The organism is Glycomyces sp. NRRL B-16210 (genome assembly GCF_000719515.1).
Classification (GTDB): domain Bacteria; phylum Actinomycetota; class Actinomycetes; order Mycobacteriales; family Micromonosporaceae; genus Glycomyces.
Genome location: NZ_JOGR01000010.1, coordinates 274,633 through 301,076 on the forward strand (window position 1 = coordinate 274,633; position 26,444 = coordinate 301,076).

The window sequence follows — 26,444 nt, forward strand, 5'->3', positions numbered from 1 at the left end:
AGCATCGGGAGGACCCTTGAGCGAAGCCGAACACGGGCGCATCACGATCCGCGCCATCGCCGACGAGGCGGGCGTCAGCGTGCCCACGGTCTCGCGCGTCATCAACGGCCGCTCAGACGTCGCCCCCGATACCCGCAAGCGCGTCGAGGAGCTGCTCAACGAGCGCGGCTACCAGCGGCGGCGCTCGACGCGGGTCCCGAGCCGCGCGCGGCTGGTGGACCTGGTGTTCAACGAGCTCGACAGCCCGTGGGCGGTGGAGATCATCCGCGGCGTCGAGGACGCGGCCCACGCGGCCGGGGTGGGAACGGTCGTCTCGGCCGTGCACCGCCGCCGCGCCTCCACCGAGCAGTGGCTGGACAATCTGCGCACCAGGGCCTCCGACGGGGTGATCCTGGTGATCTCGCAACTGGCCTCGCCGATCCTGGAGCAGCTGCGCCACCTCGGGGTCCCAATGGTCGTGCTCGACCCCTCGGGCGGGCCCACCATGGACGCCCCGGCGATCGGCGCGACCAACTGGGCCGGCGGCCTGGCCGCGACCGAGCACCTCATCTCACTGGGCCACCGCAAGATCGGCTTCATCCACGGGCCGAAGCAGGTCCTGTGCTCGCGGGCGCGCTTCGACGGCTACCGGGCCGCGCTGGAGGCCGCCGACATCGAGTTCGACACCTCCCTGGTCTACGACGGCGACTTCTACCACCAGTCCGGCTTCGACGCGGCGGTCGCCCTGATGCGCCGCGAGGAGCCGCCGACGGCGATCTTCGCCTCCTCCGACCAGATGGCCTTCGGCGCCTACGAGGCGATCCGCCAGGCCGGGCTGCGCATCCCCGAGCACGTGAGCGTGGTCGGCTTCGACGACCTCCCCGAGTCGCGGTGGACCTCCCCGCCGCTGACGACGGTGCGCCAGCCGCTCGCCGAGATGGGCGCCCTCGCCGCGCGCACGGTCCTGGAGATGGCCGCGGGCAACGACATCGACTCCCCGCGGCTCGAACTCGCCACCGAACTGGTGGTGCGCGAGTCGACCGCGCGATACACGGGCTGAACCGCCGGCCGCTTCGGCGGCCGACCGGTCCACAGGCGCCGCAGACCGTCCCGGTCGGCGGCGCTCAGGCGTTCGGGGCCACTTCGGTGCCCGCGCCGCGGCGGCGGACCTTCACGGCCTCGCGGACGGCCTCAGTGGCCGCCTCCAGCCCGAGCGGGACGAGCCCGGCGTCGGCGATGAGCGCGAGGTCGTCCTTGGCGGCCTGGCCCTCGCTGGTGAGGTAGTCGCCGAGGAAGATCGAGTTGCAGACCTGGAGGGCCAGGGACTGCATCTGCCGCACGTGGACCTCGCGGCCCGCGGCGAGGCGCACCTCGGCGGACGGGTTCGCCAGGCGCACCATCGCGAGGATGCGCAGGCACCGGCGCGGGTCGAGCTCCCACGTCGCCTCCAGCGGCGTGCCGTCGAAGGGCAGCAGGAAGTTCACCGGGATCGAGTCCACCTGCAACTCGCGCAGACCCAGCGCCACCGACACCAGGTCGGCGTCGGACTCCCCCATGCCGGCGATGAGTCCCGAGCACGGCGACAGGCCCGCGCCGTGCGCGGCGTTCACCGTGTCCACCCGGTCGGCGAAGGTGTGGGTCGAGCAGATCTCGGCGTAGGTGTCCTCCGAGGTGTTCAGGTTGTGGTTGTAGGCGTCCGCCCCGAGTTCGGCGAGCCGGCCGGCCTGGCCGTCCTTGAGCAGCCCGAGGCAGGCGCACACCTCGACGCCGGGGGCGGCGTTCTTGACCGCGGCGATGGTCTTCCCGACCCGCTCGACGTCCATATCGGTCGGTCCGCGTCCACTCGCGACCAGGCACACCCGCGAGGCACCGCCGGCGACCCCGGCGGCGGCCTGCTCGGCGGCCTGCTCGGGGCTGAGCCAGGTGTACTTGAGGACGTCGGCCTTCGAGCCCAGGCGCTGCGAGCAGTAGTTGCAGTCCTCGGGGCACAGGCCGCTCTTGAGGTTCACGAGGTAGTTCAGCTTGACGGTGTTCCCGAAGTGGCGGAAGCGAAGTCGCGCGGCCGCGGCCACCACGTCCATGAGCTCGGCGTCGGCGCTCGCCAGGACGGCTTCGAGGTCGGCGGCCGCCGGGACCGCCCCCGAGTCGGCGGCGGCGGTCAGTCGGCTGAGGGCGTCCATCAGTGCTGGCATGGAAAAAATCTTGCCACAGCGCAGGGCCGGACCGCTTTTCGGATGGTTCGCGGCCCCATGGGCGAAAAGGCCTCGCGACATCACGCTCGGGCCGCAGCGTCGCGATCCGCCTACACTTGCTACAGTGGGTGGTCGGTGCTGCGAAGAACGCGGTGGGCTGGTGGAGATCCCCCCTGCACGCGTCACGATTCACGAACCGCCCGAAACCACCCGGAGAGAACCAAACGTGCCGATCGCACCTGGACAACCGGCGTTGATCGCCGTGGCCGTCGCGACCCTCTGGTCCCAGCCCTCGGCCCCCCGACCGGAGGACCGACTCGCGCTGGGCGCCCCGTCCGCCATCCGCGAATGGGTCGCCCGGCTCACCAACGACATACGCGCCAACGGCCTCAAGGGACGGGTGCGCACGCAGTGCCTCCTGGGGACCCGGGTCGAGGTCGAGCGGATCGCCGACGGCTGGGCCGAGGTCTCCTGCCCGTCGCAGTCCGCCGCCGGCTGGGTCCCGCTCGACCAGCTCGCGATCCTCACCGAAGCCGACGCCGAGGGCGTGGAGTACCTCGTGAGCGCCACGGCGACCGCCGTGCGCGACGAACCCGGCGGCGACGTCGCCATCCCGGGGGTGACGTTCGGAACACGCCTGCGGGTGGTCGGCAAGGGCTACCGCGGCTGGGTGCCCGTGGCCCTGCCGGGGCCCCGGCAGCCCGGATGGGTGCCCCAGCGCGACCTCGCGCCCGAGCCCGCCGCCGACTCCGGCAAGCCCTCCACGGGCATGATCGCCGCCGGACTCGACGCGGTCAAGCTCGCCCAGCAGCTCCTGGAGATCCCCTACCTGCACGGCGGCGTCAGCGCCTACGGCATCGACGCCGCGGGCCTGGTGTGGATCGTCTACCGCCAGTTGGGGATCGACGTGCCGCGCTTCGGCGAGGACCTCATGGAGGCCGGCGACTCGGTCGAGTTCGAGGACCTGCACCCGGGCGACCTGGTGTTCCTGGAGCACGGCGGCGACCCGAGGACCCCGGCGATCATGGCCGAGCGGAGCCAGACGGACCTGCCCGAGATCATCTTCTCCTCCCCCGTCTACGGGAAGGTCGTGGTCGAGTCGCTCAAGGACGCCGCGCTGGCGCAGGTCACCGCCTGCCGCCGCCTGCCCTTCCCGGCCTGACGAATCGAGGCGGGCGGCCCGCCGGCCCTTTCCGGGGTCGGCGGGCCGCTCGCTTCGCGCCTACTGCTGCTGCTCGGTCGTCTCGATCTCCGGGAGGACCGGCTCGGCCGAGGCCTCGTGGAACAGGTCCCTCCAGGTCTTGCGCGCGCGGCGCAGCAGGACCCAGTTGGCCAGCACGACCAGGGCGAGCACGCCGGCGATGAAGCCCAGCGAGAGCGGGGTCGGGATGTGCGGCAGCCACTCGATGGGCTCGCCGTCGTTGAGGAACGGCAGCTGGTTCTCGGTCAGGCCGTTGAGCACCAGCTTGACGCCGATCCAGCCGAGGATCGCCGCCAGGCCCAGCGAGAGGAACTTCAGCGACTTGAGCAGCGCGGCCAGCAGGAAGTACAGCTGGCGCAGGCCCATGAGCGCGAAGATCGTCGCCGTGAAGATCAGGTAGGGCTCCTGGGTCAGGCCGAAGATCGCCGGGATCGAGTCGAGCGCGAACAGGATGTCGGTCGAGCCGATCGCGAGCATCGCCAGCAGCAGCGGGGTGACGAACCGGGCGCCGTCGATGCGGGTGAGGAGCTTGCCGCCGTGGTAGTCGGGCGCGACCCGCAGCTTCGACTCGGCGAAGGTCATGAAGCGGTTCTTCGGGTACTCCTCCTCGCCGCTCTCGCGCAGTTGGCTCCACGCCGTCCAGATGAGGATCGCGCCGAAGATGAGGAAGATCCAGCTGAAGCGCTGGATGAGGACCGCCCCGACCGCGATGAACGCGCCGCGCAGGAAGATCGACAGGATGATGCCTACCAGGAGCACGCGCGACTGGAGCACGTCCGGGACCCGGAAGCCCTGGATGATGAGCAGGAACACGAAGAGGTTGTCGACCGAGAGCGCCAGCTCGGTCAGGTAGCCGGCGTAGAACTGCCCGCTGTAGGACGCGCCGTGCGTGGTGAAGATGACGACGCCGAACACGAGTGCGGCGCTGATGTAAATGCCGGCCCAAGTGGCCGATTCCCTCGTGGAGAGTTTATGCGGATTGCGGACCGCCAATGCGAGGTCGAAGACGACCACCGAGGCGAGCACGCCCATGGTCAGCACCCAAGCCCAGGCCGGGAGTTCCAATGTGTTGCCTTCCTTGTCCTTGGAGGGTCACATGGTCTCTCCCGATCCTCGCGGACCAGCGCCACCGAGGACCGACCGCGGTCCCGTGCATTGACGACGACGCTAACAGCGGCATGCGCTGCGGGATACTCCCCATATACCTGATTGTGAACAGACGGGACCATTCTGCCCGCCCGAACCGGACTTGTCATCGGTCGGATATGTGACTTCACTCTCGACGGAACTCGGGGGTGGCGCCGGTGTGACGCCCGCTGTGGGAGGCTCCGCGAATGGTTCTGGAAGTCGCTGAAATCAAGATTACCCCCGGTCGAGAAGACGCTTTCAAAGAGGCGTACCGCGCCGCCCGGGAGCTCGTAAAGGTCTCCCCCGGCCTGCGGTCGATCCGCATGACCCAGGGGGTCGAGTCCCCCGACCGCTTCGTGCTCCTCATCGAATGGGACTCCGTCGAGGCCCACGAGCAGGGCTTCCGCGAGACCGACCGGTTCCCGAAGTGGCGCGAGGCGATCGGCCCGTACTTCGCGAAGCCCCCGCACGTCGAACACTTCGAAGACGTGGACTAACGAGCCGGGGCCGCGGCGAACCGTAACTGCGCCTCGTCGATCTGGCGGAGTTCTCGCTTGAGGTCGGCGATCTCGTCGCGGTAGGCCGCGGCGAGTTCGAAGCGCAGTTCCCTCGCGGCGGCGAGCATCTGCTCGTTGCGGTCGTCGATCTGCTGGACGATCTCCGAGCGGACCTTGGCCGCGCCCTTGGCCTCCTTGCCCTTGCCGCGCGCCGGCCGCTCGGACTCGACCAGCTTCGCGGTCTCGGCCGCCGAGTCGTAGAGGTCCTCCATGATGTCGCCGATGCGCTTGCGCAGCGGCTGCGGGTCGACCCCGTGCGCCTCGTTGTACGCGACCTGCTTCTCGCGGCGCCGGTCGGTCTCCTCCAGCGCGGCCTTCATCGAGTCGGTGATGTTGTCGGCGTACATGAGCACGGTGCCCGACACGTTCCGGGCCGCGCGGCCGATGGTCTGGATCAGCGAGGTCGCCGAGCGCAGGAACCCCTCCTTGTCGGCGTCCAGGATCGCCACCAGCGACACCTCGGGCAGGTCCAGGCCCTCCCGCAGGAGGTTGATGCCCACCAGCACGTCGTAGTCGCCGCGGCGCAGCTCCCCCAGCAGCTCGACCCGGCGCAGGGTCTCGACCTCGGAGTGCAGGTACCGCACCCGGATCCCGTTGTCGAGGAAGTAGTCGGTGAGGTCCTCGGCCATCTTCTTGGTCAGCGTGGTCACCAGCACCCGCTCGTCCTTCGCGGCCCGCTCGTTGATCTCGTGCATGAGGTCGTCGATCTGGCCCTTGGTCGGCCGGATCTCCACGTGCGGGTCGACCAGTCCGGTGGGGCGGATGACCTGCTCCACGAACTGGCCCTTCGTCTCCGCCAGCTCCCACTTGCCGGGGGTGGCCGAGAGGTACACGGTCTGGCCCACGCGCTCGCGGAACTCGTCGAAGCGCAGCGGCCGGTTGTCCTGGGCGCTGGGCAGCCGGAAGCCGTGGTCGACGAGGTTGCGTTTGCGCGAGGCGTCGCCCTCGGACATCGCCCCGATCTGCGGGACGGTCTGGTGGGACTCGTCGAGGATCGTGACGAAGTCCGGCGGGAAGTAGTCGAGCAGCGTGTGCGGCGGGGTCCCGGCCGCGCGCCCGTCGATGTGGCGCGAGTAGTTCTCGATGCCGTTGCAGGTGCCGGTCTGCTTCATGTTCTCCAGGTCGAAGACGGTGCGCATCCGCAGCCGCTGGGCCTCCAGGAGCTTCCCCTGGGACTCCAGCTCGGTAAGGCGCTCTTCGAGTTCGACCTCGATGTCGCGGATCGCGCGGGACATCCGCTCGTTGCCGGTCGCGTAGTGCGAGCCGGGGAAGATGAGGACCCGGTCGACCTCGCGGATCACGTCGCCGGTGATCGGGTGCAGGTAGTAGAGCCGGTCGATCTCGTCGCCGAACATCTCGATGCGGATCGCCAGCTCCTCGTACGCCGGGATGATCTCGATCGTGTCGCCGCGGACCCGGAAGGTGCCGCGGGTGAAGGCGATGTCGTTGCGGCTGTACTGGACGTCCACGAGGCGCCGCAGCAGCTTGTCGCGGTCCCACTCCTGGCCGACGGCGACCTCGGTGGCCTGCTCCAGGTACTCGGCGGGGGTCGCCAGGCCGTAGATCGCCGAGACCGTGGCCACCACGACCACGTCGCGCCGCGTCAGCAGCGAGTAGGTGGCGCGGTGGCGCAGCCGCTCGACCTCCTCGTTGATCGAGGCGTCCTTCTCGATGTAGGTGTCGGTCTGGGCCACGTAGGCCTCGGGCTGGTAGTAGTCGTAGTAGGAGACGTAGTACTCGACCGCGTTGTTCGGCAGGAGCTCGCGGAACTCCTTGGCGAGCTGGGCGGCCAGGGTCTTGTTGTGGGCCATCACCAGGGCCGGGCGCTGGAGCCGCTCGATCAGCCACGCGGACGTGGCCGACTTGCCGGTGCCGGTCGCGCCGAGCAGGACCACGTCCCGCTCCTCGCGGTCGATCCGTTCGGTCAACTCGGCGATCGCGGTCGGCTGGTCGCCGGACGGTTTGTAGTCGCTGACCACCTCGAAGCGCCCCTCGGCGCGCGGAATATCGAATGCCACCGCCCAACCGTAGCGCCGGGGTCCGACAACCCGTGCCCGCGGCGGTGACTTTTCCCGTTCCCGCTCGTTGGTCACTGCGTGAGCTCCACTACCGCAGTTACCTGGAAATCGGCCCTGCTCTGGGTCACGGCCATCATCGCGGCGATCGCCGCGGCCGGCTGGTTCGCCGTCTCGTGCAGCCCCGGCGGCGCCGGCGCCGAGCGGCCCGTCAACGAAGAGGAGGCCGCCCTGCTCGCGGGGATGCGCGAGCGCAACCTCGCCGAGGAGCCGGTCGCGCTGCGCATGAACCTGCCGGTCGAGGGCGAGACGATCGTCGTCGACGCCTACCTCGACTGGCAGACCCCGATGCTGTACGCGCGGGTGCCCGACACGCGGACCGCCGACGCCGAGGGACACCGCCTCGTCCAGGCCGTCCCCGGCCTCATGGCCTCCCGCGACGACGACGAGGAGGCCTTCGCCGAGGCCCGCGTCCCCGAGGACGGCTGGGCGACCCGGCAGATGCTCTCGGGCGCGACCACCCCGTTGGACACGACGCTCGACATCCTCGCCTCCTCCCTGTTCACGCTGACCGCCGAGCAGGCGGACGACCCGGCCGCGCTGGCGGAGCAGGCCACCTGGCGCGAGGAAGGGGTCATCGACGGCGAGGAGGTCGACTCCTTCCGCGCCCCGATCATGGTCGAGTCCGCCGTGCAGTCCGGCCCGGCCCCCGAGGCGCTGTACTCGCTCGACGCGGACGGGACCCTCCGGCGGTTCCAGGTCAACACCGGCGAGGAGACCCTCTCGGCCGTCGACTTCCTGCGCGAGGCCGAGTTCGACGCGACCGCCCTCGTGCCGATCGACCTCCTCGGCGGGCCGCCGATCGCGCCCGTCGCCGTCGACGAGGACCTGGCCGCGACCATCGCGAGCCTCCGCAGCGACAACCGGCTCCGGTCCGCCGAAGTGGCGATGACGGTGCCGACCGGGGACGACCAGGTCACGACCGCGCAGGGCTCGATCGACTGGCGCACCATGACCGCGTACCTGCACCTCTCCGACGACGCGGGCGAGCGGCTGTTCCTGGCCAGGCCCGGCGGGTTCGCGATCCTCCCGACCGAGGGCGGCGCGCTGCCGGAGGTCCCGCCGACCGAGGGCTGGGAGACGCACGCGCTCACCGACGAGGACGCGGCGGCGTCGTTCGGGCCGATCGAGTCGCTGGTCTACCGACTGCTGGAGATGAGCGCCGAGGAGGCCGAGGACGCCGAGGCGATCGGCGCGGCCGCGTCGCTGCTGCGCGTGGACGGGACGGGCGAGGACGCGACGTACGTGGTGGAGTACCCGGTCGCCGGGGACGCCGAGGTGCCCGCGGGCCAGTCGGCGTTCCGCTACCACGTGAGCGGCGAGCGGCTCAGCGGCGTGGAGATGATGACCTACTACGGGGTCGCCGGCGCCGAACTCGAATACGTGGAGCTCGCGATGGTCGCCATACCGTGGGAAGTGAGCGAGGCGATCGGCTGAGGGGCTTGCGCGTCGCTCGCCGCTTCGGTGAAGGGCCTCGCGGGGTGCCGCGGGTTCTGAGACGCGTGGCGGCGGGCCCGGTCGTACGACCGGGCCCGTCTGCTCACCTCCGTCTGCGCGCCGGTCAGCAGACCGGTGCGTGCCAGCCGGTCGCTTCGGCCCAGCGGTTCGCGCGAGGCCAGGCCTCGCTCAGGAACCAGGGTTCCTTGCCTTCAGCGTACGCGCTCGCCGAGTCGACCTTGGCCGAAAGCACGCCCTTGAGCTGGGCGTAGTCGGCCCTGGCCTGCGGGTCGGCGCGGAGCCAGTCGCGAAACAGCAGCGCGAAGCGCTGGCCGGGGCTGTCGATGGGCCGGAAGTGCAGGTGCGCGATGTTCCCCGGATCGGCGTAGCCGTAGAGGCGCTTCTCCCACTCGGCCTGGTCGGGCCGGTCCGGTTTGGGTTCGTCGAAGCCCTGGCCTCCGAAGAAGCCGGCGGCGGCGAGCGGCGCTTCGAGCCGGTCGACGCCCTTGAGGGTCACGACGGTGATCTGGATGTCGATGACGTCCTTGGCGGGCAGCCCGGCGACGGCGGTGGAGCCGACGTGGTCGATGCGGACGGCGAAGGGGCCCATGACGCGGCGCAGGCGGGCCGCGAGGTGCTCGAAGCGGCGGGGCCAGGCCGGGTCGGACTCGACGAACTGGAGTTTCTCGGGCCTGGGTTCGGCGCGGGCGGCGCGCAGGTTCTCGTTGAAGGGGACGATGCGCTCGTCCCACAGCATCGAGACGCGCCGTTCGAGGTCGAGCACGCTGTCGCGGTTGTAGAGGACCACGTCGCAGACTTCGCGGCGTTCGGTGTCCGACGCCTGGGCGTCGATCCTGCGGAGGGCGTCGTCGCGGGAAAGGCCCCGCTCGGCGAGCCGTTCGAGCCGGAGCTCTCGCGGCGCTTCCACGTCGATGTTGAGGTGGAAGCCGGGCGCCTGGCCGGTCTCGGCCAGGAGCGGGATGTCTTGGACGACGATCGCGTCGTCGGGCTGGGCGGCGGTGATCTCTCGGGCACGGGCGCGGACTCGCGGATGGATGATCGCCTCGAGTTCGGCCCGGGCGGGCGGCGAGGCGAAGACGATCTGGGCGAGTCGGGCGCGGTCGAGCGAGCCTTCGGCGGTGAGCACCTCGGGACCGAAGCGCGAGACCACTGCGGCGAGCCCCTCGGTGTCCGGGGCGACGACTTCGCGGGAGAGGGCGTCCGCGTCGATGACGCGGGCGCCCAGCTGCGACAGCTTCGTTGCGACCGTGCTCTTACCGGCTCCGATGCCACCGGTCAATGCGACTTTAAGCACAACTGAAACACTACCCGCCCCAGGCGAACAACCTGGGACGGGCAGTGGTCTGTCAGCTTAAGGAGTGACAGGGCCTAGTTTCCGGCGAGCTTCTCGCGCAGTGCGGCGAGGGCCTCGTCGGTGGCCAGGGTGCCCTGCGGCTCCGCGGGAGCCGACTTCTTCTCGGAAGTCGTCTTCTTGGGGCCGCTGCCCTTCTCGCCCTTGGGGGCGGCTTCGCCCTCGGCGGGCTTGGCGGGGGCCTCGGTGATGACGCGCTCGGCGATCTGCTTGCCGTGCTCCTCCCAGCGGGTGCGGGCCTCGGCGTACTGCCGCTCCCACTCCTCGCGGGCCTCGTCGAAGCCTTCCATCCACTCGCCGGTCTCGGAGTCGAAACCGTCGGGGTAGATGTAGTTTCCCTGGTCGTCGTACTGCGCGGCCATGCCGTACAGCGTCGGGTCGAATTGCTCCTCGTTCTCGACGAAGGCCTCGTTGGCCTGCTTGAGCGACAGGGAGATCCGGCGGCGGTCCAGGTCGATGTCGATGACCTTGACCATGGCGTCGGAGCCGACCTTGACGACCTGCTCGGGCACCTCCACGTGGCGCTCGGCCAGCTCGGAGATGTGCACCAGGCCCTCGATGCCGTCCTCGACGCGGACGAACGCGCCGAACGGGACGAGCTTGGTGACCTTGCCCGGGACGATCTGACCGATCGCGTGGGTGCGGGCGAACTGACGCCACGGGTCTTCCTGGGTCGCCTTCAGCGACAGGGAGACGCGCTCGCGGTCCAGGTCCACCTCGAGGACCTCGACCTCGACCGGCTGACCGACCTCGACGACCTCGGACGGGTGGTCGATGTGCTTCCAGGACAGCTCGGAGACGTGCACCAGGCCGTCGACCCCGCCGAGGTCGACGAACGCGCCGAAGTTGACGATCGAGGAGACCGTGCCCTTGCGGACCTGGCCCTTCGCGAGCTGGTGGAGGAACTCGGTGCGGACCTCGGACTGGGTCTGCTCCAGCCAGGCGCGACGCGACAGGACCACGTTGTTGCGGTTCTTGTCGAGTTCGATGATCTTGGCTTCGAGCTCGCGGCCCACGTACGGCTGGAGGTCGCGCACGCGGCGCATCTCGACCAGCGACGCGGGGAGGAAGCCCCGGAGGCCGATGTCGAGGATGAGGCCGCCCTTGACCACTTCGATGACGGAGCCGCGGACGACGCCGTCCTCTTCCTTGATCTTCTCGATGGTGCCCCAGGCGCGCTCGTACTGGGCGCGCTTCTTCGAGAGGATCAGACGGCCTTCCTTGTCCTCCTTCTGGAGGACGAGGGCCTCGACGTGATCGCCCACAGCGACGACGTCTTCAGGATCGACGTCGTGCTTGATCGACAGCTCGCGCGAGGGAATGACGCCCTCGGTCTTGTAGCCGATGTCGAGCAGGACTTCATCCCGATCGACCTTGACGACGGTACCTTCGACGATATCGCCGTCATTGAAGTATTTGATGGTCGCGTCGATCGCGGCGAGGAGTTCCTCGTCCGAAAACGTCTCTTCGACCGTGCTGTTCTCAGCGTTGCTCGAGGTGGCCTCGATGCTGCTCGTCATGTGGGCTGGTGCTCCGGATACGTAAGAATCGTGGGCTCGCAGCCGCGCCCTCGCAAGACGCGAATGCTCGCTAGTCAGTTCCCGGGCCGCCCTTGCCGCTGGCAACGCGTCCTGCTCCCTTCTGAGGACGCGGACATGCCCAGGCAGGTCCAGGTTACCGTGCGCGATAGGGCCGCGCCAGTCCGGGCCGGAACCTGGTGTCGACAGCCACCGCCTAGTGGGCCGCCGCCTCCCAGGATTCGCCGAAGCCGGCCGAGACGGTGAGGGGCACGGCGAGTTCGGCGGCGTTCGACATCTGCTCGCGCACGAGCGATTCGAGGCGGCCGGCCTCGCCCGGGGCGACCTCGCACACGAGCTCGTCGTGGACCTGGAGCAGCACCCGCGAGTCGAGCTTCTCGGCCCGCAGCGCCCGGTCGACCCCGAGCATCGCGGTCTTCATGATGTCGGCGGCGCTGCCCTGGATCGGGGCGTTCAGGGCCGCCCGCTCGGCCATCTCGCGGACCTGGCGGTTGTCGGAGGTGAGGTCGGGGAAGTAGCGGCGCCGGCCCATGATCGTCTCGGTGTACCCGGTCTTGCGGGCCTCCTCGACGACCCGGTGGAGGTAGTCGCGGACCTTCCCGAAGCGCGCGAAGTACTCGTCCGAGAGCTGCTGGGCCTCCTGCGTGGAGACCCCGAGCTGCTGGCTGAGCCCGTACGTCGACAGGCCGTAGGCGAGCCCGTAGGACATGGCCTTGATCTTGCGGCGGTGCTCGGCGGTCACTTCGGAGGGCGGGACGGCGAAGACCTTCGCGGCGACGGCCCGGTGGATGTCCTCGCCCTGGACGAACGCGTCGATGAGCCCCTCGTCGCCGGTGAGGCTCGCCATGATCCGCATCTCGATCTGGCTGTAGTCGATGGTCATGAGCGACTCGAAGCCCGAGGAGACGACGAACCCGGCGCGGATGTCGCGCCCGGCCTCGGACCGAACCGGGATGTTCTGGAGGTTCGGGTCCGAGGAGGAGAGGCGCCCGGTGGCGGCCACCGTCTGGTGGAAGGTGGTGTGGATGCGCCCGTCGGTCTGGATCGTGGCGCGCAGCGTGGCGACGATCTGCTTGAGCTTCTCGACGTCCCGGTAGCGCAGCAGCTGCTCCAGGACCGGGTGCCCGGTCTTGGCGAACAGCTGCTGGAGCGCCTCGGCGTTGGTGGTGTAGCCGGTCTTGGTGCGCTTGGTCTTGGGCATCTTCAGCTCGTCGAAGAGGATCTCCTGGAGCTGCTTGGGCGAGCCGATGTTGAAGGTGCGACCCACGATCTCGTGGGCGCGGTCGGTGGCCTCCTTCGACTGCGCGGCGAACCCGGACTCGATGTCGGCGAAGTGGCCCTCGTCGGCGGCGATCCCCAGGATCTCCATGCGCGCCAGCACGCCGACCAGCGGGTACTCCATGGCCTCGGCCAGGTGCGCCTGCTGCCGGTCGGCCAGGCGCACCGCCTGCTCGGCGGCGATGTCGCCGACGGCCGCGGCGGTGGACGCGTCCGCCTCCAGGCGCGAGGCGCCGTCGGTCATGGCGGCGTCGAGGCCGATGAGGGCGCCGTCGTCGGAGGGCGACTCGGGCGTGTCGAGTTCGCGGCCGAGGTACTGCATCGCGAGGTCGCCGAGCGCGTACGAGCGCTGCTCGGGCTTGAGGAGGTAGGCGGCGATCACCGTGTCGGCCTTGATGCCGGCCACCTCGGGCCAGCCGGCCGCGTCGGCGCCCCACAGGAACGCCTTCGCGTCGTGGACGATCTTCTCCTCGGCGGGGTCGGCGAGCCAGTCCACCCAGGACCGCTCGTCCTCGGCGTCGAGCTGCGAGGGCTCGAACCACAGGGCCTGGCCGCCCTCGGCCAGCGCGATCGACTCGAACGAGCCCGCGCCGGAGGCGAAGGTGCCGGTGTAGGAGAGGGCCACGGCGCCTTCGCGGGCGGCGAGCCAGGCGGCGAGGCCGCCGGGGACGAGCGCGGATGCTTCGACGCGCTCGACTTCGGCGACCGGGACCGCGACGGCGCCGACGGCCTTGGAGGCGAGGTTGGCGTTGAGGCGCTCGCCGAGGGCACGGAACTGGAGGGCGTCGAACAGGCGGTTGGTCTCGGCGACCGACCAGCCCTCCCACTCGAGCTCGGGCACGTCGGCCTCGAGTTCGAGGTCGCGCACGAGGTTGTTGAGGCGGTGGTTGCGCAAGACGTCGTCGAGGTGGTCGCGCAGGCTCTGCCCGGCCTTGCCGGGGAGTTCGTCGGCCTTGGCGACCAGGCCGTCGAGGGAGCCGTACTTGACGATCCACTTCGCGGCGGTCTTGGGGCCGACGCCGGGGACGCCGGGGAGGTTGTCGGCCTTCTCCCCCACCAGGGCGGCGAGGTCGCGGTAGCGGCCGGGGGCGACGCCGTACTTCGCCTCGACCGCCTCGGGGGTGTAGCGGGCGAGTTCGGTGACGCCCTTGACCGGGTAGAGGAGGGTGACGGCCTCGTTGACGAGCTGGATCGCGTCGCGGTCGCCCGAGGAGATCAGTGTGGACAGACCGGCCTCCTCGCTCCTGGTGGCGAGGGTGGCGATGATGTCGTCGGCCTCGTAGTTGGTCTTGGTGAGCCACTTGATCCCGAAGGCGTCCAGGAGTTCCTTGATGATCGGGATCTGGGACTTGAAGTCCTCGGGGGTCTCGCTGCGGCCGTCCTTGTAGGCGGGGTAGGCCTCGGTGCGGAAGGAGTGGCGGGCGACGTCGAAGGCGACCGCGACGTGGGTGGGCTCCTCGGCCTTGAGCAGGTTGATGAGCATCGACGCGAAGCCGTAGACGGCGTTCGTGACTTGGCCGTCGTCGGTGGCGAACTTCTCGGCTGGAAGCGCGAAGAAGGCGCGGAAGGCCATGGAATGGCCGTCGATCAGAAGCAGGCGCGATTGGGAAGCGGTCACCCGTCGAGCCTATCGAGTGGGTCCGACAAGTCCGGGGCGGCGCGGCCCGCGAGTGCGAAACGGCCCGCGGTCCCTGCTGGATTCTCGGCTCGCGAGCTTCGCCGAGAGGGGGACCGCGGGCCGCGGAGCTGGGGTTTCGCCTAATTCGGCGTCCTGGGATTCCTTCTGCTCGGCCTCGGAGATGACGCGCTCGGCGACGGCCCGCATCGAGAGGCGGTGGTCCATCGCGGCGCGCTGGATCCAGCGGAACGCGTCGGGTTCGGGCATCCCGTACTGGGTCATGAGCAGGCCCTTGGCGCGGTCGACGAGCTTGCGGACCTCCAGGCGCTCGGTGAGGTTCTCGACCTCCTTCTCCAGCGCGGTCATCTCGGCGAAGCGGGTGAGGGACAACTCGATCGCGGGGACCAGGTCGGACTTCTGGAAGGGCTTCACGAGGTAGGCCATGGCCCCGGCGGACTGGGCCCGGCTGATGAGGTCGCGCTGGCTGAAGGCGGTGAGGATCACGACCGGGGCGATGCGCGCGGAGACGATCTTCTCCGCGGCCTGGAGGCCGTCCATGATCGGCATCTGGATATCGCAGATGACCAGGTCGGGTTGGTGCTCCTGAGCGAGGCGGACGGCGGCTTCGCCGTCGGCGGCCTCGGCTACGACCTCGTAACCCTCCTCGGTGAGCATCTCGGCCAGGTCGAGGCGGATGAGCCCCTCGTCTTCGGCGATGAGCACGCGCTTGCGCGGCTCCTCGGCGGCCTTGCTCGTCATGCGGTCCGTACCTTTCATACGCGTATGAACGTGAAGGCGTGCGGCGTTGCCGGGCACACCAGGACGCTAGCTTAGCCGCAGCCGGGTGCGAGCGCACGTTCCTATGCCGAGCGTTTCGGACGGCAGGGCCCAAACGTCGGCGGCCGGTAGCCCGGAGTATCATATGCAGCGGCCCGGGCCGATCGACCCGGCGCCTGGCCCGGTATTCCAACTGGCAGAGAAGACGGATTCAAAACCCGTACAGTGTGGGTTCGAATCCCACCCGGGCTACGTCGCTAACCCGCACGGCACTCAGTGCACGTGCGGGTTTTTCATCTTTCTGGGCGTTTGCTACCTCATTGATCAATTTTTGCACCACTTGTACGAGTGTGGGCGTGATAGTGGCGTTGCAGGTCAGCTCCCGGCGTTCAGGCTCGTAAACCAGTTCCACCCTGAACGCCTGCAAAAGGCGCCGAAACATCTCGCCCGGCAGGCGGTCCGTGTCGATCGTGTTGCACGGGAAGGCGTCAACGATCCTCACATCGGGCCTGCTGCGTAGCGCATCATCGATCGTCTCGATTCGCACTCGGAGCTGCTGGCACTCCCGGGATAGCTGGCGCTGCCGCTCCACAACACTTTGGATGAGGTCGGTGTCGAATTCCTCGGTCAGCTCGAACACCCTCACCAGTTTCGACTTCCGCTGCTCGGACTCGGCGAGAGCTGCGGCGAGAGTGGCCCGCTCTTGCTCCAGCTCGGCCGCGTCGACTTCTTGAAGCTGGTCGGCCAGCGCTCGAAGTCGACCGGTCCGCTGTGCCCCGAGAAGGAAGCTGTCCAGGAATCGTGCGATGACGCCTTCAGCAAGATCCTCTCGCAGGTAGGTCGCGGCAGGATGGCCTTCGGGCCGTGACCCGCGTTTGGGGTGACACGAGTAATAAATGCGCTCCTTTCGCGAAGTGCCGTACATGCGAAGGCCGCAGAGCGCACATCGGATGGTCGAACGCAGCCGGTAGTCGGTGGGCCTGCGCTGCTCGGCGCTCTTTCCTCGGCGACGCGCGCGGTGTCCGGAGACTTGCTGGGCAGCGCTGAACTCTTCTGGGCTGATGATCGCTTCATGGGTCGGCTCGGGCGACCAGACCCACTCGTTGATCGGGTTAATGCGGTTGCCGCCGCGCTTGGTGGCGTGCCGGTTCCACACCATGTAACCGGTGTACTTCGGATTACGGAGGATCTCGCGGACCGTGCCTCCACACCAGCTCCCCCGGGCTCGGGCGGGGTTGGACGGTTCGGGCGGCGGGTTGAGCGCCAAGTCTTGGTTGAGAATCTCTGCAATGGCCTCATACCCTGCGCTTCTACCGATACGAAGCTCGAAGATGCGGCGGACTACCGCAGCTCGGGTCTGGTCGACCTCAAGCATGGTCTTCGCGATTCCCGCGGCGCGCTTCTCGGCCACCGGGTGCGGCGTGCGCTTCGCCCGGTACCCGTACAGCGGCTTCCCGATGTTGAAGCCCGCTTGGGTGTGGACTTCACAACCGCCCCAGGACTTCTCCAGCAGGTCCAAGACATACCACTCGCTGATTCCTTGCTTGACCCTCCTGGTGAGTACGGTGGTGGCGTTCTTGAGCTTGCGCCGCGTGGCGACGACCGGTTCGTCGGCGGCGAGCGGAGGAACTCCGAGTTCCTCGAGTTCGTGTTCGATGCGGGTTGAGAAGTAGGTGATGCGGGCGATGCGATCGATCGACTCGCACATGACGACATCGAACCCCCGGTTCGGATTGCGCGCGTCGCGCAGCAGGTCCTTGATGCCGCCAGTGCGGGGTATGGGAATCTCGAACTCTTCGTGGGCGTTGCCCGTGCCGCGCTTGTCCCAGTCGGCGCGACCGCTCTCGATGTCGTAGTAGTACGCGACGATCTGCGATTCTGGGGGAAGGTTCTTCTCACACGCATTGAACTGGCGCGGCAGCGAGATGGTCGGGTCTTGGAGGTCCTTGGTTGAGGTGCGGCCTAGGACGGCGATGCGGAGAAAATGCTCCACGTTCCCCAGAGACGCCAAGGTCGCCATGTCACCGACCGCCAAGGCGGCGTTACTGATTGAGCCATTCGATCACTTCCAGGATTGCTCGCAGTTGCTCGGTCTCCAGCACGCGTGCTTCATCGCCATCGACTTCGTGGAGCACCCACGTCGCGACGACCTCAGGCTCGGTCTTGCCGGTGCTCTCGCGCCTGTCGTCACCACATGCCATGGCGCACCCCTGCTGGCATTACGGCGGCCGACCGTAGCCCGACTTCACGGCAGCAACGAGCGGTCGAGAAGTGCCGTTGATCCGGATTCATGACGGGCTCCGGAAGACCAGCACGTCCTCGTGGGAGCGCAAGAACACGGTCCGGCCGGCCTGGTGCGCGAGGCGGACCTGATGCTTGTGGAAGAAGGAGGCGTGGACGTGGAGCATGTCGCCGTCCCAGCGGCCCAACAGGGCCGCGCGACGCTCAACGAACACGAACCCGGCCAGGCCCGCGGTGTAGGCGATGACGGCCGGGAAGTCGATCATCGTCCCGTCGTCGGTGTAGGGCCGAGCGCACACGACCAGAAGACCGCCGGGACGCAGGGCGTCACGGCAGCCGTCCCAGACCTGCTCCAAACCCACGCCAAGTCGCCGGAGCGAGCCGGTGGCGAGCTGATTCGGGTGTGTTTTCCCTGCCGAGTACCGGTGCGCGTGAGCGCGGATCGCGCCCCCAGTGACCCTTCGGCTTTTCGGCCGACCGTGCGTGATCGCACCATAAGGAGGACTGGTCAGCACCATGTCTACCGGCACTCGGTCACGCCACCCTTGCAGCGCTTCTCCGAGACTCGTCGCATCCCCGAGGAACACCCGACCCTGGGCTCCAGGATTGGCTGCGGCAGCCCGGTCGATGTGCTGTCGGGCGAGCTCGACCCATCGCGGCTCACACTCGACGCCTACTGCGTTCCGTCCGGCGCGGACCGCCTCGATGAGCGTTGTCCCGATCCCGGCCATCGGATCAAGGACTGTCTGCCCTGGTTCGCTGTAGCGCTCGATGGCGTGACGGGCGACCTGTACCCACATCTTCGCGGGGTGGTCGATCACCTCGGGCAGATAGAGGTCGTCGCGCTGTCCCTGGGGCTGGCGCTGGCCTGTCGCCCACACTGTCGGTCTATCACTGTGCCCGCTCATTTCACACCGCCAGTGCCTGTGGTGCTGCGGGTCCAGATGGCGATGTCGAAGTGCCGCGTCAGCGGCACGCAGGGCCGCTGCGGCATCGCCTCGCGCGCGACGGCCGATGCCACTGCGGTATCGAAGGTGCCCTTCGACGCGGCGACGAGGTACCCGGCGAAGTCGAGGCCGAGCGCGCTTGCGGTCTCCTCATCCTCCCCATCGGGATCGGGTCGGTTGAACTCGGCCATGAGGACTGCATCGACGTCAGTACGCCCGATGACGGCGAGAATGCCTTCGGGCCCGAGAACCCCGGCAATCGCGGCAGGAACACCAGGCCAGGTGAGTGCGCGGGCCGATGACAGAGCAAGTCCGGAGGCGCGATCGAGCTTGGCAATGCGCACTGCGGTGCTGTCGGCGTCAGCAGCCTGGAAAAGAGCGAGTCCCTGCTTTGAGGGAGGAAGCGTCGCTCGTGTACGGGCGAAGGTGCCGCGATCGGTTCCGAAGACGACCGCGCGTCGACCTGTCCGGCAGATCGCTGCCCATCCTGGAAGATCGGCTATGAGGATCGGACCGCGAGCGGGTTTGAGCTCGGCGAACAGATGCGCGGTCATCTCTGCGGCACCAGCAACCGTCCACACGGTCAGGGGCACGTCGAAAGATCCGTAGCGCTCGGACGGCTGCTGAGCGCGGTTGTTGTGGTTCTGGGTCAAGGCGACGTCTCGTCGCGGATCGAACTCGGCCTGGACACCATGTAGAAGACATTTGGTTACGGTCTTCAGCGCCCCTGGTTATCGATGGTTACCGGACTAACCGTTCCAAGGTTCAGAACCATCGAGCGCGACGAAGATGAAGGCCTGAAAAGCACCCCACCACGACCGTTCCTGATCCGGGAGGAGCACACCGAGGGTACTGCCTCGCTACCATGTTATGACTCAACTGTTCCACCCCTCCGAAGGAACTGCCCTATGAACACTCTCACTAGCCGTCTAAAGCGCCCCTGGAGGACCTCGGCGATTGCCATGGCGATACTCGTAGCCGGGATCGCCACATCACTGGCCAACGCGATGCCCCTGTGGGCTTCGTTGCCGCTGAGCGTGGTCGCAATCCTCGCTGCGGTGTGGGCACCGCTTCTGGTTGAGAACCGAAAGGATCGTGCAAATCTCGAGCGCAACTGGTCTGCTGCAGTGACCTCCGCTCCGGCCCTCGATGCCACCGATGGTGCCGCGCTTGGATTGATTGCGTCATTGTTGCCAGACCAGTCCCCCGTGCGGTTTTATCAGACTCACGCCGGACTCAGGCGTAAGTTGCGTGAGTGGGCTTCCGTAGCTGAAACGCGGCCCCGGTCAGTGATCGGTGTGTCCGGGCCTGCCGGGAGCGGGAAAACACGGCTGTTGCTTGAGACTGCCTTGGATCTCACTGAGCAAGGAATCCGCTGCGGCTGGGTTAAACCTGGACGCGGTGCCGAAGCGGTCAACGCCGCAGTCGCCTTCGATAAGCCAGTCCTGCTGATCGTCGACAATGCCGAAACCGATCCTGGCCTGCCTGGGATGTTCGCTCGCCAATATGCCACAACCCCCTCTCAGGTTACAGTCGCAATTGCTGCGCGAGATACTGATGACTGGTGGCATCGCTTCCGCTCGCAACTATCCCGAGAGCATCTCAAATTGATGGCGCCAGAGTCCGAGTTGAGGCTCCCGGCACCGCCATCCGATCCAGTCGCTCAGCAGCAGTTGTTTGAACAGGCACGCAAAGCGTTCGGAGGCTCACCTAACCACGTCATGCAGTTTGTTCCCATCACTACACCGTCGGTGTTGCTTATACAGGCCACGGCCCTACTGGCGTCTCGCACCAGCGGCGAAGACAAAGCAAACCCAGCGACGGCCTTTACGGTGATCCTCGACGCTGAAGAGGCCGAATGGAAATCACTGCACAACTTCCGGGGTCCGATCGAAAATCTACGTGCTGCGATCGTGTTGGCAACCATGATAAGTACTGACTCGGAGGTCCAGGCTGAGGTATTGTTCCAACACCACCCAGGACTAGCTACCCAGTCAGCTCGCCAGCGTAAAGAACTGATCTTGGCATTGCGATCTCGCTACCTTCAATATCAATCCTCCTACCTGGACCTGTACCTGCCTAGCCTGCTTGTCGAGCACTACACGGCTGTGCATCTCGCCGCTTCACCGTCAATCGTGAAGGCCCTCGTCTCCGCGACAGACGCAGCACCCGAACCTGAACAGACCGCGATACGGGTCGTACGCCTACTAGCGCAAGCAGCACGGCACACCCCTGCCGCCGATACCGCCCTGACCGCGATCATCGACCACAACCCAAAATTCTGGCTGCAATCATCTCTTCGTGCTGTCCACGAAATGGGCCTCGCAATCGATCAGCCGCTCGCAACGAGCATTCGAGACACCGATCTGAACACTAACGACCTCGAAAATCTCCTGGATCTGATCACTGATGACGATCAGATCCACCGACTAGCCGAAACTTCCATTGCGATCTTGAAACGCCGTATCTCGATTGCCGCTTGCGACGAAGATGTCTGGATTAGATACTGCATGGAAATGGTACAATTGTTGCAAAGACAAGGCAGATACACTCATGCTGAACAGGTATTGAAACAGGCCCGAGACCGCATTGAACAAAGCTGGATGACTCACACAGGCTCGCTGAAAAGTCCACAACCTGTCGCCAACGAAGAAATCCAAGTCTCCCTGATGGAATCCAACGAACAGTATGTGCGACTGCTCATTCAATTCGCCATAGTCTTGCAAGGACTCGGTCAGTTTAAGAAGTCTGCACAGTTGTCCCGGGAAGTGATCGAGACGCAGACTAAACAGCTGGGCCCCGACCACCCAGACACCCTTAGCAGCATCAACGTACTCGCTGTCGCCTTGCAGAATCTTGGTAGGTACAAGGAGGCCGAGCAGAAGCATCGGAAACTAATCGCCGCGCACACCAAGCAGTTGGGCCCCGACCACCCCAACACTCTCCGCCGGTATCACAACCTCGCTGTTGTCTTGCGGGGACTTGGTCGGTATGAGGAGGCTGAGCAGTTGTACCGGGAAGTGATTGAGGCGCAGACCGAGCAGTTGGGCCCCAACCACCTCGACGCAGGATCTTGGTCGGCTTAAGGAGGCCGAGCAATTGTACCGGGAAGTGATTGAGGCGCAGACCGAGCAGTTGGGCCCCAACCACCCCGACACACTCCGCAATCATCACAACCTCGCTGTCGTCTTGCGAGGGCTTAAAAGGTATGAGGAAGCCGAGCAGATGCACCGGAAACTAATCACCGTGCACACCAAGCAGTTGGGCCCCAACCACCCCGACACACTCGGCAACCGCTCTAACCTCGCTGCCACCTTGCAAGAACGTCGTCAGTATGAGGAGGCTGAGCAGTTGCATCGGAAGGTGATCAAGGCGCAAACCAAGCAGTTGGGCCCCGACCACCCCGACACTCTCAGCAGCCGCCATAGACTCGCTGATGTACTGAGGCTTCGTGGTCGACTGGTCGAAGCTGAATCCGAAGCAAATTCCGTGCTTACAGGAGCAGTAAAAACATATGGCACTGATCATCCGTTCATTCAGGGTGCGCGACACTTGCTCGTACTAATTCTTCAGGCACAAGGCCGTGATGATGACGCAGATCAAGTCGTGGTAAGGACTGTCTTACGCTAAGGATCAAACACCATGAGAAATCCAACAGAGATGAAATCAAGAGCAAGGTTGTGATGTTAGTGAATGAAACCGAGATCGCGTTTGTTGTCATAATCGTATCGATTTTCGGATAGATATTTACATTCATACAAGCAGCATCCGCCAAGGACAACATAGGATTCTAGACGCCGAAAATCATGCCAGACAAAGTACTGAATGGCATTCCCTAACCGAGGACTGGCAGCTTTGCATGATAATGACCCTGGGACCCGAGAGAGGCCAACGGAGAGAAATTCCAGAATCTGGGGTGGGGAGATTCCCTCCGCAACTCTCGTGCAACAGCAGAACGAATCCTCTTTCTTCAGGCGATACTGATCGCGCATGCGTACCGCGTCGGCGATATGGACGTACTCCCTGAGTACCACCCAGAATCAAGTCGGTTCGATCGTGTTACCGATCTTGCTATGCCAGCGAAATTGGGGCTGATCTGGCGTTCTGCTCGAACTCGGAATATCTGGAAAGCAATTCGGTTCACGCATCGTGTATCCAGAATCAGTAGGAAATCTCGACGTCATCATATTGATGAGTTCGATTCAAAGATTTGGAATTTGTTCCACAAGAAAGCCCTTCGCCTTGAAGATGAGCCTCGGTTCCGTTCCAAGGCAAAATCTTTCGGTGCACAGCTTGTGACATGGTTCGTTGATCAGTACCGTGTTTGCACAGACATCATGAAGGGATGGTCTTACTCGAAAACCCTCCAGGATGTACAAGTTCCGGACGGCCCAGATAGCATCGTCGTAGGGTCGGCTCACTTGATTCCTTTCGTAGGTTTGGAGTCGTGGCCCGGTGCCCCGGAAATCGGATTCGCGTTCAATTCCGAGGCACCGACCGGTCATCGCGCTCGCCAGCGCGTAGAGAGAAAACCCGGCAGTAGTCACTGCCGGGTCTTCATTGGCGTCAGGTTCGCTTCTGTCGGATCCGGCGTCGGCCGGGCTCAAGGGTCAAGAAGAACGCTTCATAGAGCTCGGTGAGTGTCGCTCGTGCGTCCTCTGGAACACCGAGGCTGATGACACGGTTGACGAGCGCGGGAACCGCCCTACGCACGATCAGTTCCGCGCACCGCTGACACGCGGCCCATTCGATCGTTGCTCCTGAGACGTGTTCAAGCTGGTCCTCGTTGTTGAGGACAGCAACTCGGATGGGTCCCGCTCGGTATGCCCACTTCACTTGCGTGGAGGAGCAGAAGTCGCAGAACATCGTGAGGTCTTCCTCGGCGTGCTCTGCCGCTGGTCGCGGGTCTGGATCGTGGTCGTGCGCGACCTTGAGGACGTGCACATAGACGACGTCTGTGGTGGCAGCCCCGTCCTGGCTCATCACATGGAACGCATTGAGCGGTTCAAGGCAGACCGCGCACACCATGGGTCCGGTTTCTCGAGGACCGCTCATACGAAGGTCCCCCTGCCGGGCCCGTGGACGAGGTCGGCGAGCAGCTCCGGCAGCGCGAGCGAGAGGAACCCGAGGGCGTCCATCCCACCCGGTTCGGCGGCCACAGCTGTGTCGATTCCGTTGGACCACCAGCCGTCTGCGACCGAATCTCGGTCGATCAGGACGGTCTGCCAATCGGGTGCACCGGGCACCTTGTAGACCGCGACGGTCGCGCGGAGCGACTCGGTGTCGAGGACCGCGTGCTGGCGGCGCGCGTTGGCGATGGCAGTCGTGAACACTCCCCGGATCACGGGATCGTGGGCGTTTGCCAGCCGCCGGCGGTCAGTCGCTTTGTCGACGAAACTGACCTCGTTGCGTTCGCCGATCGGCGCGGCCAGGATCGCCCACAGGCCCCCGGTGTCCTTCCTGCGGCTTTCTCGGGTGAGCTGTTCGGCCTGCCAGATGAGCATCACGCGTGTGTTCTCATCCATTAGGCCGCCACCGCCTCGAAGTCCGCGCAAGCACGCACGTGCTCGGGTGCGGCACCGGTGCTGACGACGTGCCAGACGGCCCAGGCGAGGCCGGACTCAGGATCGGCATCGAGCGCGATCTCGGCGAATGCGACGGCCGCTTCGTCGCGGTCCTTCCACGCGGACAGGGCGGCGAGCGCGGTTGCGGTGGTGCGAGCGGCGCCGGTTGACCAGCGTGCGACCTCGCTCCACAGGTCGAGCGCAGCCGGAGCGCCGTCGAGGATGTCGTCCACCGCATCGGCAGCCAGGTCGACGTTCTGTGCAGCGGCGATGCCGAGGGCCACCGCACCGAGCACGGTCATCGCGGAGGGATTCGCCAGGGCCTGGCGGTAGCGGCCCTCGTCGATTTCGGCCTGGCGGTTTGGGTTGGCGACTTTGTCCCGGTCGATGTGGCACTGGGTCGCGATGCGGGCGGCCTTCTCGACCGCGGCGGGGTCGAGCGAGTTGAACCGGGCGGCGGCGTAGCGCTTACGGCAGGACGTGCGGAACAGCAGGCCCTCGACCCGGCCCCGGACGGGGTCGGGAGCGATGACGGTAGCGGTGCCCTCGTAGCCGTCGACGAGCCCGCCATAGCTTGCATAGCCCCACTGGCGGCCGTTGACGACGAAGTTCCGAGTCACGTTCACCGTCTCGAGTCCTTCGTCCCTGAGTTCGGTGTGGAGCTGGTTGATGCGCGCGGCGGTGTCGCTCTGGCTGGTGCTGTAGCCGATGAGGTAAAGCCGGTCGAATTCGCTCGTGGCCCAGTCGCGGGCCATGCTCCGGCGGGTGTCGCCGGATTCGAGGGCCGCCAGCGGCCAGGTGGTCCAGGCGCGCGGCTCGCCGCCGTAGGTGCCGATAATGACGAGTTTCTCGTGCGGGCGGCGTTCGAGGATATAGGGCGCGAGACCGATGAGCTCGGCTCCGCTGAGGGTGTCGAGCACCCCGGAGATCCCGTAGGCTTGCAGGTTCACTGCACTTCCCTTTCGTTGCGATTGGTTGGTGTGGGGTGCAGCCGAGCGAGTTTGGTCGCGAACTCGGCTGCACCCGTTGTGGCTCCGGTGGGCGGCTTCTAGGAGTCGCTTACCGGGGTTCGTTGCCGCACGATGTGCGGTGTCCGCCCCGTTTCGGCGCGGAGACGAACGATGTGGTTGTGCGCCCGATACAGCGCGAACCGGTCGAGCCAGTCATCGGCTCGCAGGACGTTCTCGACTGGGAGGACGCCGACGGCGGTCGCGCCGAGCCCGTGCGGGTCGCCAATGAAGAGAACGCCGTAGCCCAAGACGATCTGTTCCCCGAGGAACGGGATGCTCGGCGCGACGCCGCGTTCGTGGTCGGCTTCGAGGACCGGGCCGCGAATGGTGCGGATGATGGCGGTCAACCGCAGGATCGTGCCGATCGGTGGATCGGTCATCTGGACCAACTGGTTGCCTTCGCCGAGCAGTGCGACGCAGTTCTCCGACAGGAACGGCACTTCGCCGACCGGCCAGCTCAGGACTCCTTCACCGAGGTCATAGGTTCTGCGTTTGGACATGGATGTATCTCCCTTCTCCTAGAATCGGTTGCCGCTCAGTCGCTTTCGCGCAGCTCAGGCGGACGGTGGAGTTCGAGGCGCACGAAGTGCCCTTCGACTTCCTTAAGTGCGGCGATATCGAGCCATGGGGCCGGAGACGGCCGGTCGGGTCGGACCCCGACCGTGTCGGGTGTCGATGCGTCGCTGAGCGGTTCGGTGAACACCGTTCCGATGCCGAGCAGGACAGGGATCTCGACCGTCCTAGTGCGCACCGTCTGCCCTGGCCGGAGCCAGCGGCGGCGGGTCGTGGCTACCTTCTTGAGCTTCACCGCGAACAACTCTGCCTTGATGCCCTTCGGGACACCGGTGAGGATCATCCACCCGTCCCTCGTGGCGAGAGCGACGGTGCCGAAGCGACCCACCTCCCCCTCGTGCTTCGGGATGCGCAAGATCCCTTCGCCGACGACGTGTTTGACCGTGCCGCTCATGAGGTCTGCCCCCGTTTCCTATTGGAGCCGTGGCGCTTGCGGCGGCGCGGCTTTCGCTTGGCGGGCTTGCATCGGCAACCGGGCCAGGACTCGTGCGCTTCGAGCACGAGCGGCACACCCTGGATTCCGGCGAGCGTGCGCGGCTCCAGCCACCAGGACAGGCGGCCGTCCCTGGGGCGCACTCCTGCGGCCAGTGCTGGGCGGTCGTTCCAGCGGGTGCGCTCGAAGAACAGGACGCCGATGCCCAGAAGTTCGGGTTCTGGTCGGTGGTGACGTTCGTCGGCGACGGGTTCGGTGATGGTGGCGGTCAGCACCGCGGTGCCGATCGCTGTGAACTCTCGCAGCGGCACCGGGTTGCCGTGCTCGTCGAGCAGGATGACAGTGCCGTAGCGGCGTGAGTCGGATTCTGCCGGCGGGACGGCAAGGCGGCCTTCGCCGATCAGGTGGATCGGTGGTACTTCCATGGAGGATGGTCCTTTCTTCTGTTGGGTGCGGCGGTGTCGCCGCTCCTGGATGAGAAGCGGCGACACCGTTGTTGCGGATTGGGAATCGGGACGCGTTCA

The 26,444-nt window shown here is 66.5% G+C and carries 23 protein-coding genes, 1 tRNA gene and 2 pseudogenes; 8 read left to right on the forward strand and 18 right to left on the reverse strand.

Features of this window, described 5'->3' with window-relative positions; translation table 11 throughout:
- Window positions 1-16: 16 nt before the first annotated feature.
- Window positions 17-1,039 carry a LacI family DNA-binding transcriptional regulator gene (locus IF12_RS0115415; RefSeq protein WP_030159856.1) on the forward strand — a complete coding sequence of 341 codons (1,023 nt, stop codon included), beginning with the start codon at window positions 17-19 and terminating at the stop codon, window positions 1,037-1,039.
- A 64-nt stretch (window positions 1,040-1,103) separates the two neighbouring features.
- Here the strand turns inward: IF12_RS0115415 and bioB are convergent, their stop codons facing one another.
- The gene (gene bioB / locus IF12_RS0115420; protein WP_030159857.1) at window positions 1,104-2,159 is read right to left on the reverse strand and encodes a biotin synthase BioB; all 1,056 of its coding nucleotides are present in this window, start codon (window positions 2,157-2,159) and stop codon (window positions 1,104-1,106) included.
- Between the two features lie 238 nt (window positions 2,160-2,397).
- Here bioB and IF12_RS0115425 point away from each other — a divergent pair, with 238 nt between their 5' ends.
- A complete protein-coding gene (locus IF12_RS0115425; RefSeq protein WP_133884314.1) occupies window positions 2,398-3,333 on the forward strand; it encodes an NlpC/P60 family protein in 936 nt (311 codons plus the stop codon).
- Window positions 3,334-3,393: 60 nt separating this feature from the next.
- On the opposite strand, the gene IF12_RS0115430 is transcribed toward IF12_RS0115425, so the two are convergent.
- On the reverse strand, window positions 3,394-4,437 hold the full coding sequence (locus IF12_RS0115430) for a TerC/Alx family metal homeostasis membrane protein (RefSeq protein WP_081913634.1): 1,044 nt from the start codon (window positions 4,435-4,437) through the stop codon (window positions 3,394-3,396).
- A 269-nt stretch (window positions 4,438-4,706) separates the two neighbouring features.
- On the opposite strand from IF12_RS0115430, the gene IF12_RS0115435 reads away from it, so the two are divergent.
- Window positions 4,707-4,997 carry an antibiotic biosynthesis monooxygenase gene (locus tag IF12_RS0115435; RefSeq protein ID WP_030159863.1) on the forward strand — a complete coding sequence of 97 codons (291 nt, stop codon included), beginning with the start codon at window positions 4,707-4,709 and terminating at the stop codon, window positions 4,995-4,997.
- Here IF12_RS0115435 and uvrB read toward each other — a convergent pair.
- Complete coding sequence (gene uvrB, locus IF12_RS0115440) at window positions 4,994-7,075, reverse strand: excinuclease ABC subunit UvrB (RefSeq protein ID WP_030159865.1); 2,082 nt, start codon at window positions 7,073-7,075, stop codon at window positions 4,994-4,996. The genes IF12_RS0115435 and uvrB overlap by 4 nt on opposite strands.
- Before the next feature lie 78 nt (window positions 7,076-7,153).
- On the opposite strand from uvrB, the gene IF12_RS0115445 reads away from it, so the two are divergent.
- Window positions 7,154-8,569 (forward strand): hypothetical protein, encoded by a 1,416-nt coding sequence (locus IF12_RS0115445; protein WP_030159867.1) that lies wholly within the window; start codon window positions 7,154-7,156, stop codon window positions 8,567-8,569.
- 124 nt (window positions 8,570-8,693) lie between these two features.
- Here the strand turns inward: IF12_RS0115445 and coaE are convergent, their stop codons facing one another.
- The 4 genes and pseudogenes from coaE to IF12_RS0115465 form a co-directional block, all read right to left on the reverse strand.
- Complete coding sequence (gene coaE / locus IF12_RS0115450; protein WP_030159869.1) at window positions 8,694-9,884, reverse strand: dephospho-CoA kinase; 1,191 nt, start codon at window positions 9,882-9,884, stop codon at window positions 8,694-8,696.
- Between the two features lie 74 nt (window positions 9,885-9,958).
- Window positions 9,959-11,461: a 30S ribosomal protein S1 gene (gene rpsA / locus IF12_RS0115455; protein WP_030159872.1), complete on the reverse strand. Its 1,503-nt coding sequence runs from the start codon at window positions 11,459-11,461 to the stop codon at window positions 9,959-9,961.
- Window positions 11,462-11,675: 214 nt separating this feature from the next.
- Window positions 11,676-14,375 (reverse strand): DNA polymerase I, encoded by a 2,700-nt coding sequence (polA, locus tag IF12_RS0115460; protein ID WP_030159874.1) that lies wholly within the window; start codon window positions 14,373-14,375, stop codon window positions 11,676-11,678.
- Between the two features lie 117 nt (window positions 14,376-14,492).
- A pseudogene (locus tag IF12_RS0115465) lies at window positions 14,493-15,134 on the reverse strand (ANTAR domain-containing response regulator); the annotation flags it as partial.
- A 196-nt stretch (window positions 15,135-15,330) separates the two neighbouring features.
- Between IF12_RS0115465 and IF12_RS0115470 the strand changes: the two are divergent.
- Window positions 15,331-15,404, forward strand: a tRNA-Leu gene (locus tag IF12_RS0115470).
- Here the strand turns inward: IF12_RS0115470 and IF12_RS27280 are convergent.
- On the reverse strand, window positions 15,364-16,527 hold the full coding sequence (locus IF12_RS27280) for a recombinase family protein (protein WP_369807731.1): 1,164 nt from the start codon (window positions 16,525-16,527) through the stop codon (window positions 15,364-15,366). The genes IF12_RS0115470 and IF12_RS27280 overlap by 41 nt on opposite strands.
- Here IF12_RS27280 and IF12_RS26255 point away from each other — a divergent pair.
- Window positions 16,423-16,818, forward strand: coding sequence for a hypothetical protein (locus IF12_RS26255; RefSeq protein ID WP_166659605.1), 396 nt, complete (start codon window positions 16,423-16,425; stop codon window positions 16,816-16,818). The two genes, IF12_RS27280 and IF12_RS26255, sit on opposite strands and share 105 nt — an antisense overlap.
- A gap of 376 nt (window positions 16,819-17,194) precedes the next feature.
- Here IF12_RS26255 and IF12_RS25735 read toward each other — a convergent pair whose 3' ends face one another.
- From IF12_RS25735 to IF12_RS25740, 4 genes and pseudogenes are all read right to left on the reverse strand, one after another.
- Window positions 17,195-17,353, reverse strand: a complete 159-nt coding sequence (locus tag IF12_RS25735) for a hypothetical protein (RefSeq protein ID WP_156036842.1) — start codon at window positions 17,351-17,353, stop codon at window positions 17,195-17,197.
- Between the two features lie 87 nt (window positions 17,354-17,440).
- The gene (locus IF12_RS26680) at window positions 17,441-17,755 is read right to left on the reverse strand and encodes a hypothetical protein (RefSeq protein WP_231492616.1); all 315 of its coding nucleotides are present in this window, start codon (window positions 17,753-17,755) and stop codon (window positions 17,441-17,443) included.
- A gap of 129 nt (window positions 17,756-17,884) precedes the next feature.
- Window positions 17,885-18,301 (reverse strand): annotated as a pseudogene (locus tag IF12_RS27285) (TRM11 family methyltransferase); the annotation flags it as partial.
- Window positions 18,298-18,993 carry a hypothetical protein gene (locus IF12_RS25740; RefSeq protein ID WP_133884315.1) on the reverse strand — a complete coding sequence of 232 codons (696 nt, stop codon included), beginning with the start codon at window positions 18,991-18,993 and terminating at the stop codon, window positions 18,298-18,300. The pseudogene IF12_RS27285 and the gene IF12_RS25740, both read right to left, overlap by 4 nt.
- A gap of 255 nt (window positions 18,994-19,248) precedes the next feature.
- Between IF12_RS25740 and IF12_RS25070 the strand changes: the two genes are divergently transcribed.
- Entirely contained in the window at window positions 19,249-21,426 is a 2,178-nt protein-coding gene (locus IF12_RS25070; RefSeq protein WP_197034741.1) for a tetratricopeptide repeat protein, read from the forward strand.
- A 13-nt stretch (window positions 21,427-21,439) separates the two neighbouring features.
- The gene (locus IF12_RS25075; RefSeq protein WP_197034742.1) at window positions 21,440-21,970 is read left to right on the forward strand and encodes a tetratricopeptide repeat protein; all 531 of its coding nucleotides are present in this window, start codon (window positions 21,440-21,442) and stop codon (window positions 21,968-21,970) included.
- A gap of 936 nt (window positions 21,971-22,906) precedes the next feature.
- Here IF12_RS25075 and IF12_RS0115520 read toward each other — a convergent pair.
- The 6 genes from IF12_RS0115520 to IF12_RS0115545 form a co-directional block, all read right to left on the reverse strand.
- The gene (locus tag IF12_RS0115520) at window positions 22,907-23,395 is read right to left on the reverse strand and encodes a hypothetical protein (RefSeq protein ID WP_133884317.1); all 489 of its coding nucleotides are present in this window, start codon (window positions 23,393-23,395) and stop codon (window positions 22,907-22,909) included.
- Window positions 23,392-23,865 carry a hypothetical protein gene (locus tag IF12_RS0115525; RefSeq protein WP_030159897.1) on the reverse strand — a complete coding sequence of 158 codons (474 nt, stop codon included), beginning with the start codon at window positions 23,863-23,865 and terminating at the stop codon, window positions 23,392-23,394. Before IF12_RS0115525 ends, IF12_RS0115520 begins: the two co-directional genes overlap by 4 nt.
- Window positions 23,865-24,824, reverse strand: coding sequence for a DUF4192 family protein (locus IF12_RS0115530; RefSeq protein ID WP_166659608.1), 960 nt, complete (start codon window positions 24,822-24,824; stop codon window positions 23,865-23,867). The genes IF12_RS0115525 and IF12_RS0115530 overlap by 1 nt, the downstream gene beginning before the upstream one ends.
- A gap of 128 nt (window positions 24,825-24,952) precedes the next feature.
- Window positions 24,953-25,414, reverse strand: coding sequence for a hypothetical protein (locus IF12_RS25745; RefSeq protein ID WP_030159902.1), 462 nt, complete (start codon window positions 25,412-25,414; stop codon window positions 24,953-24,955).
- Between the two features lie 35 nt (window positions 25,415-25,449).
- Window positions 25,450-25,881 (reverse strand): hypothetical protein, encoded by a 432-nt coding sequence (locus IF12_RS0115540; protein ID WP_030159904.1) that lies wholly within the window; start codon window positions 25,879-25,881, stop codon window positions 25,450-25,452.
- The gene (locus tag IF12_RS0115545; RefSeq protein WP_030159906.1) at window positions 25,878-26,345 is read right to left on the reverse strand and encodes a hypothetical protein; all 468 of its coding nucleotides are present in this window, start codon (window positions 26,343-26,345) and stop codon (window positions 25,878-25,880) included. Before IF12_RS0115545 ends, IF12_RS0115540 begins: the two co-directional genes overlap by 4 nt.
- Window positions 26,346-26,444 lie beyond the last annotated feature (99 nt).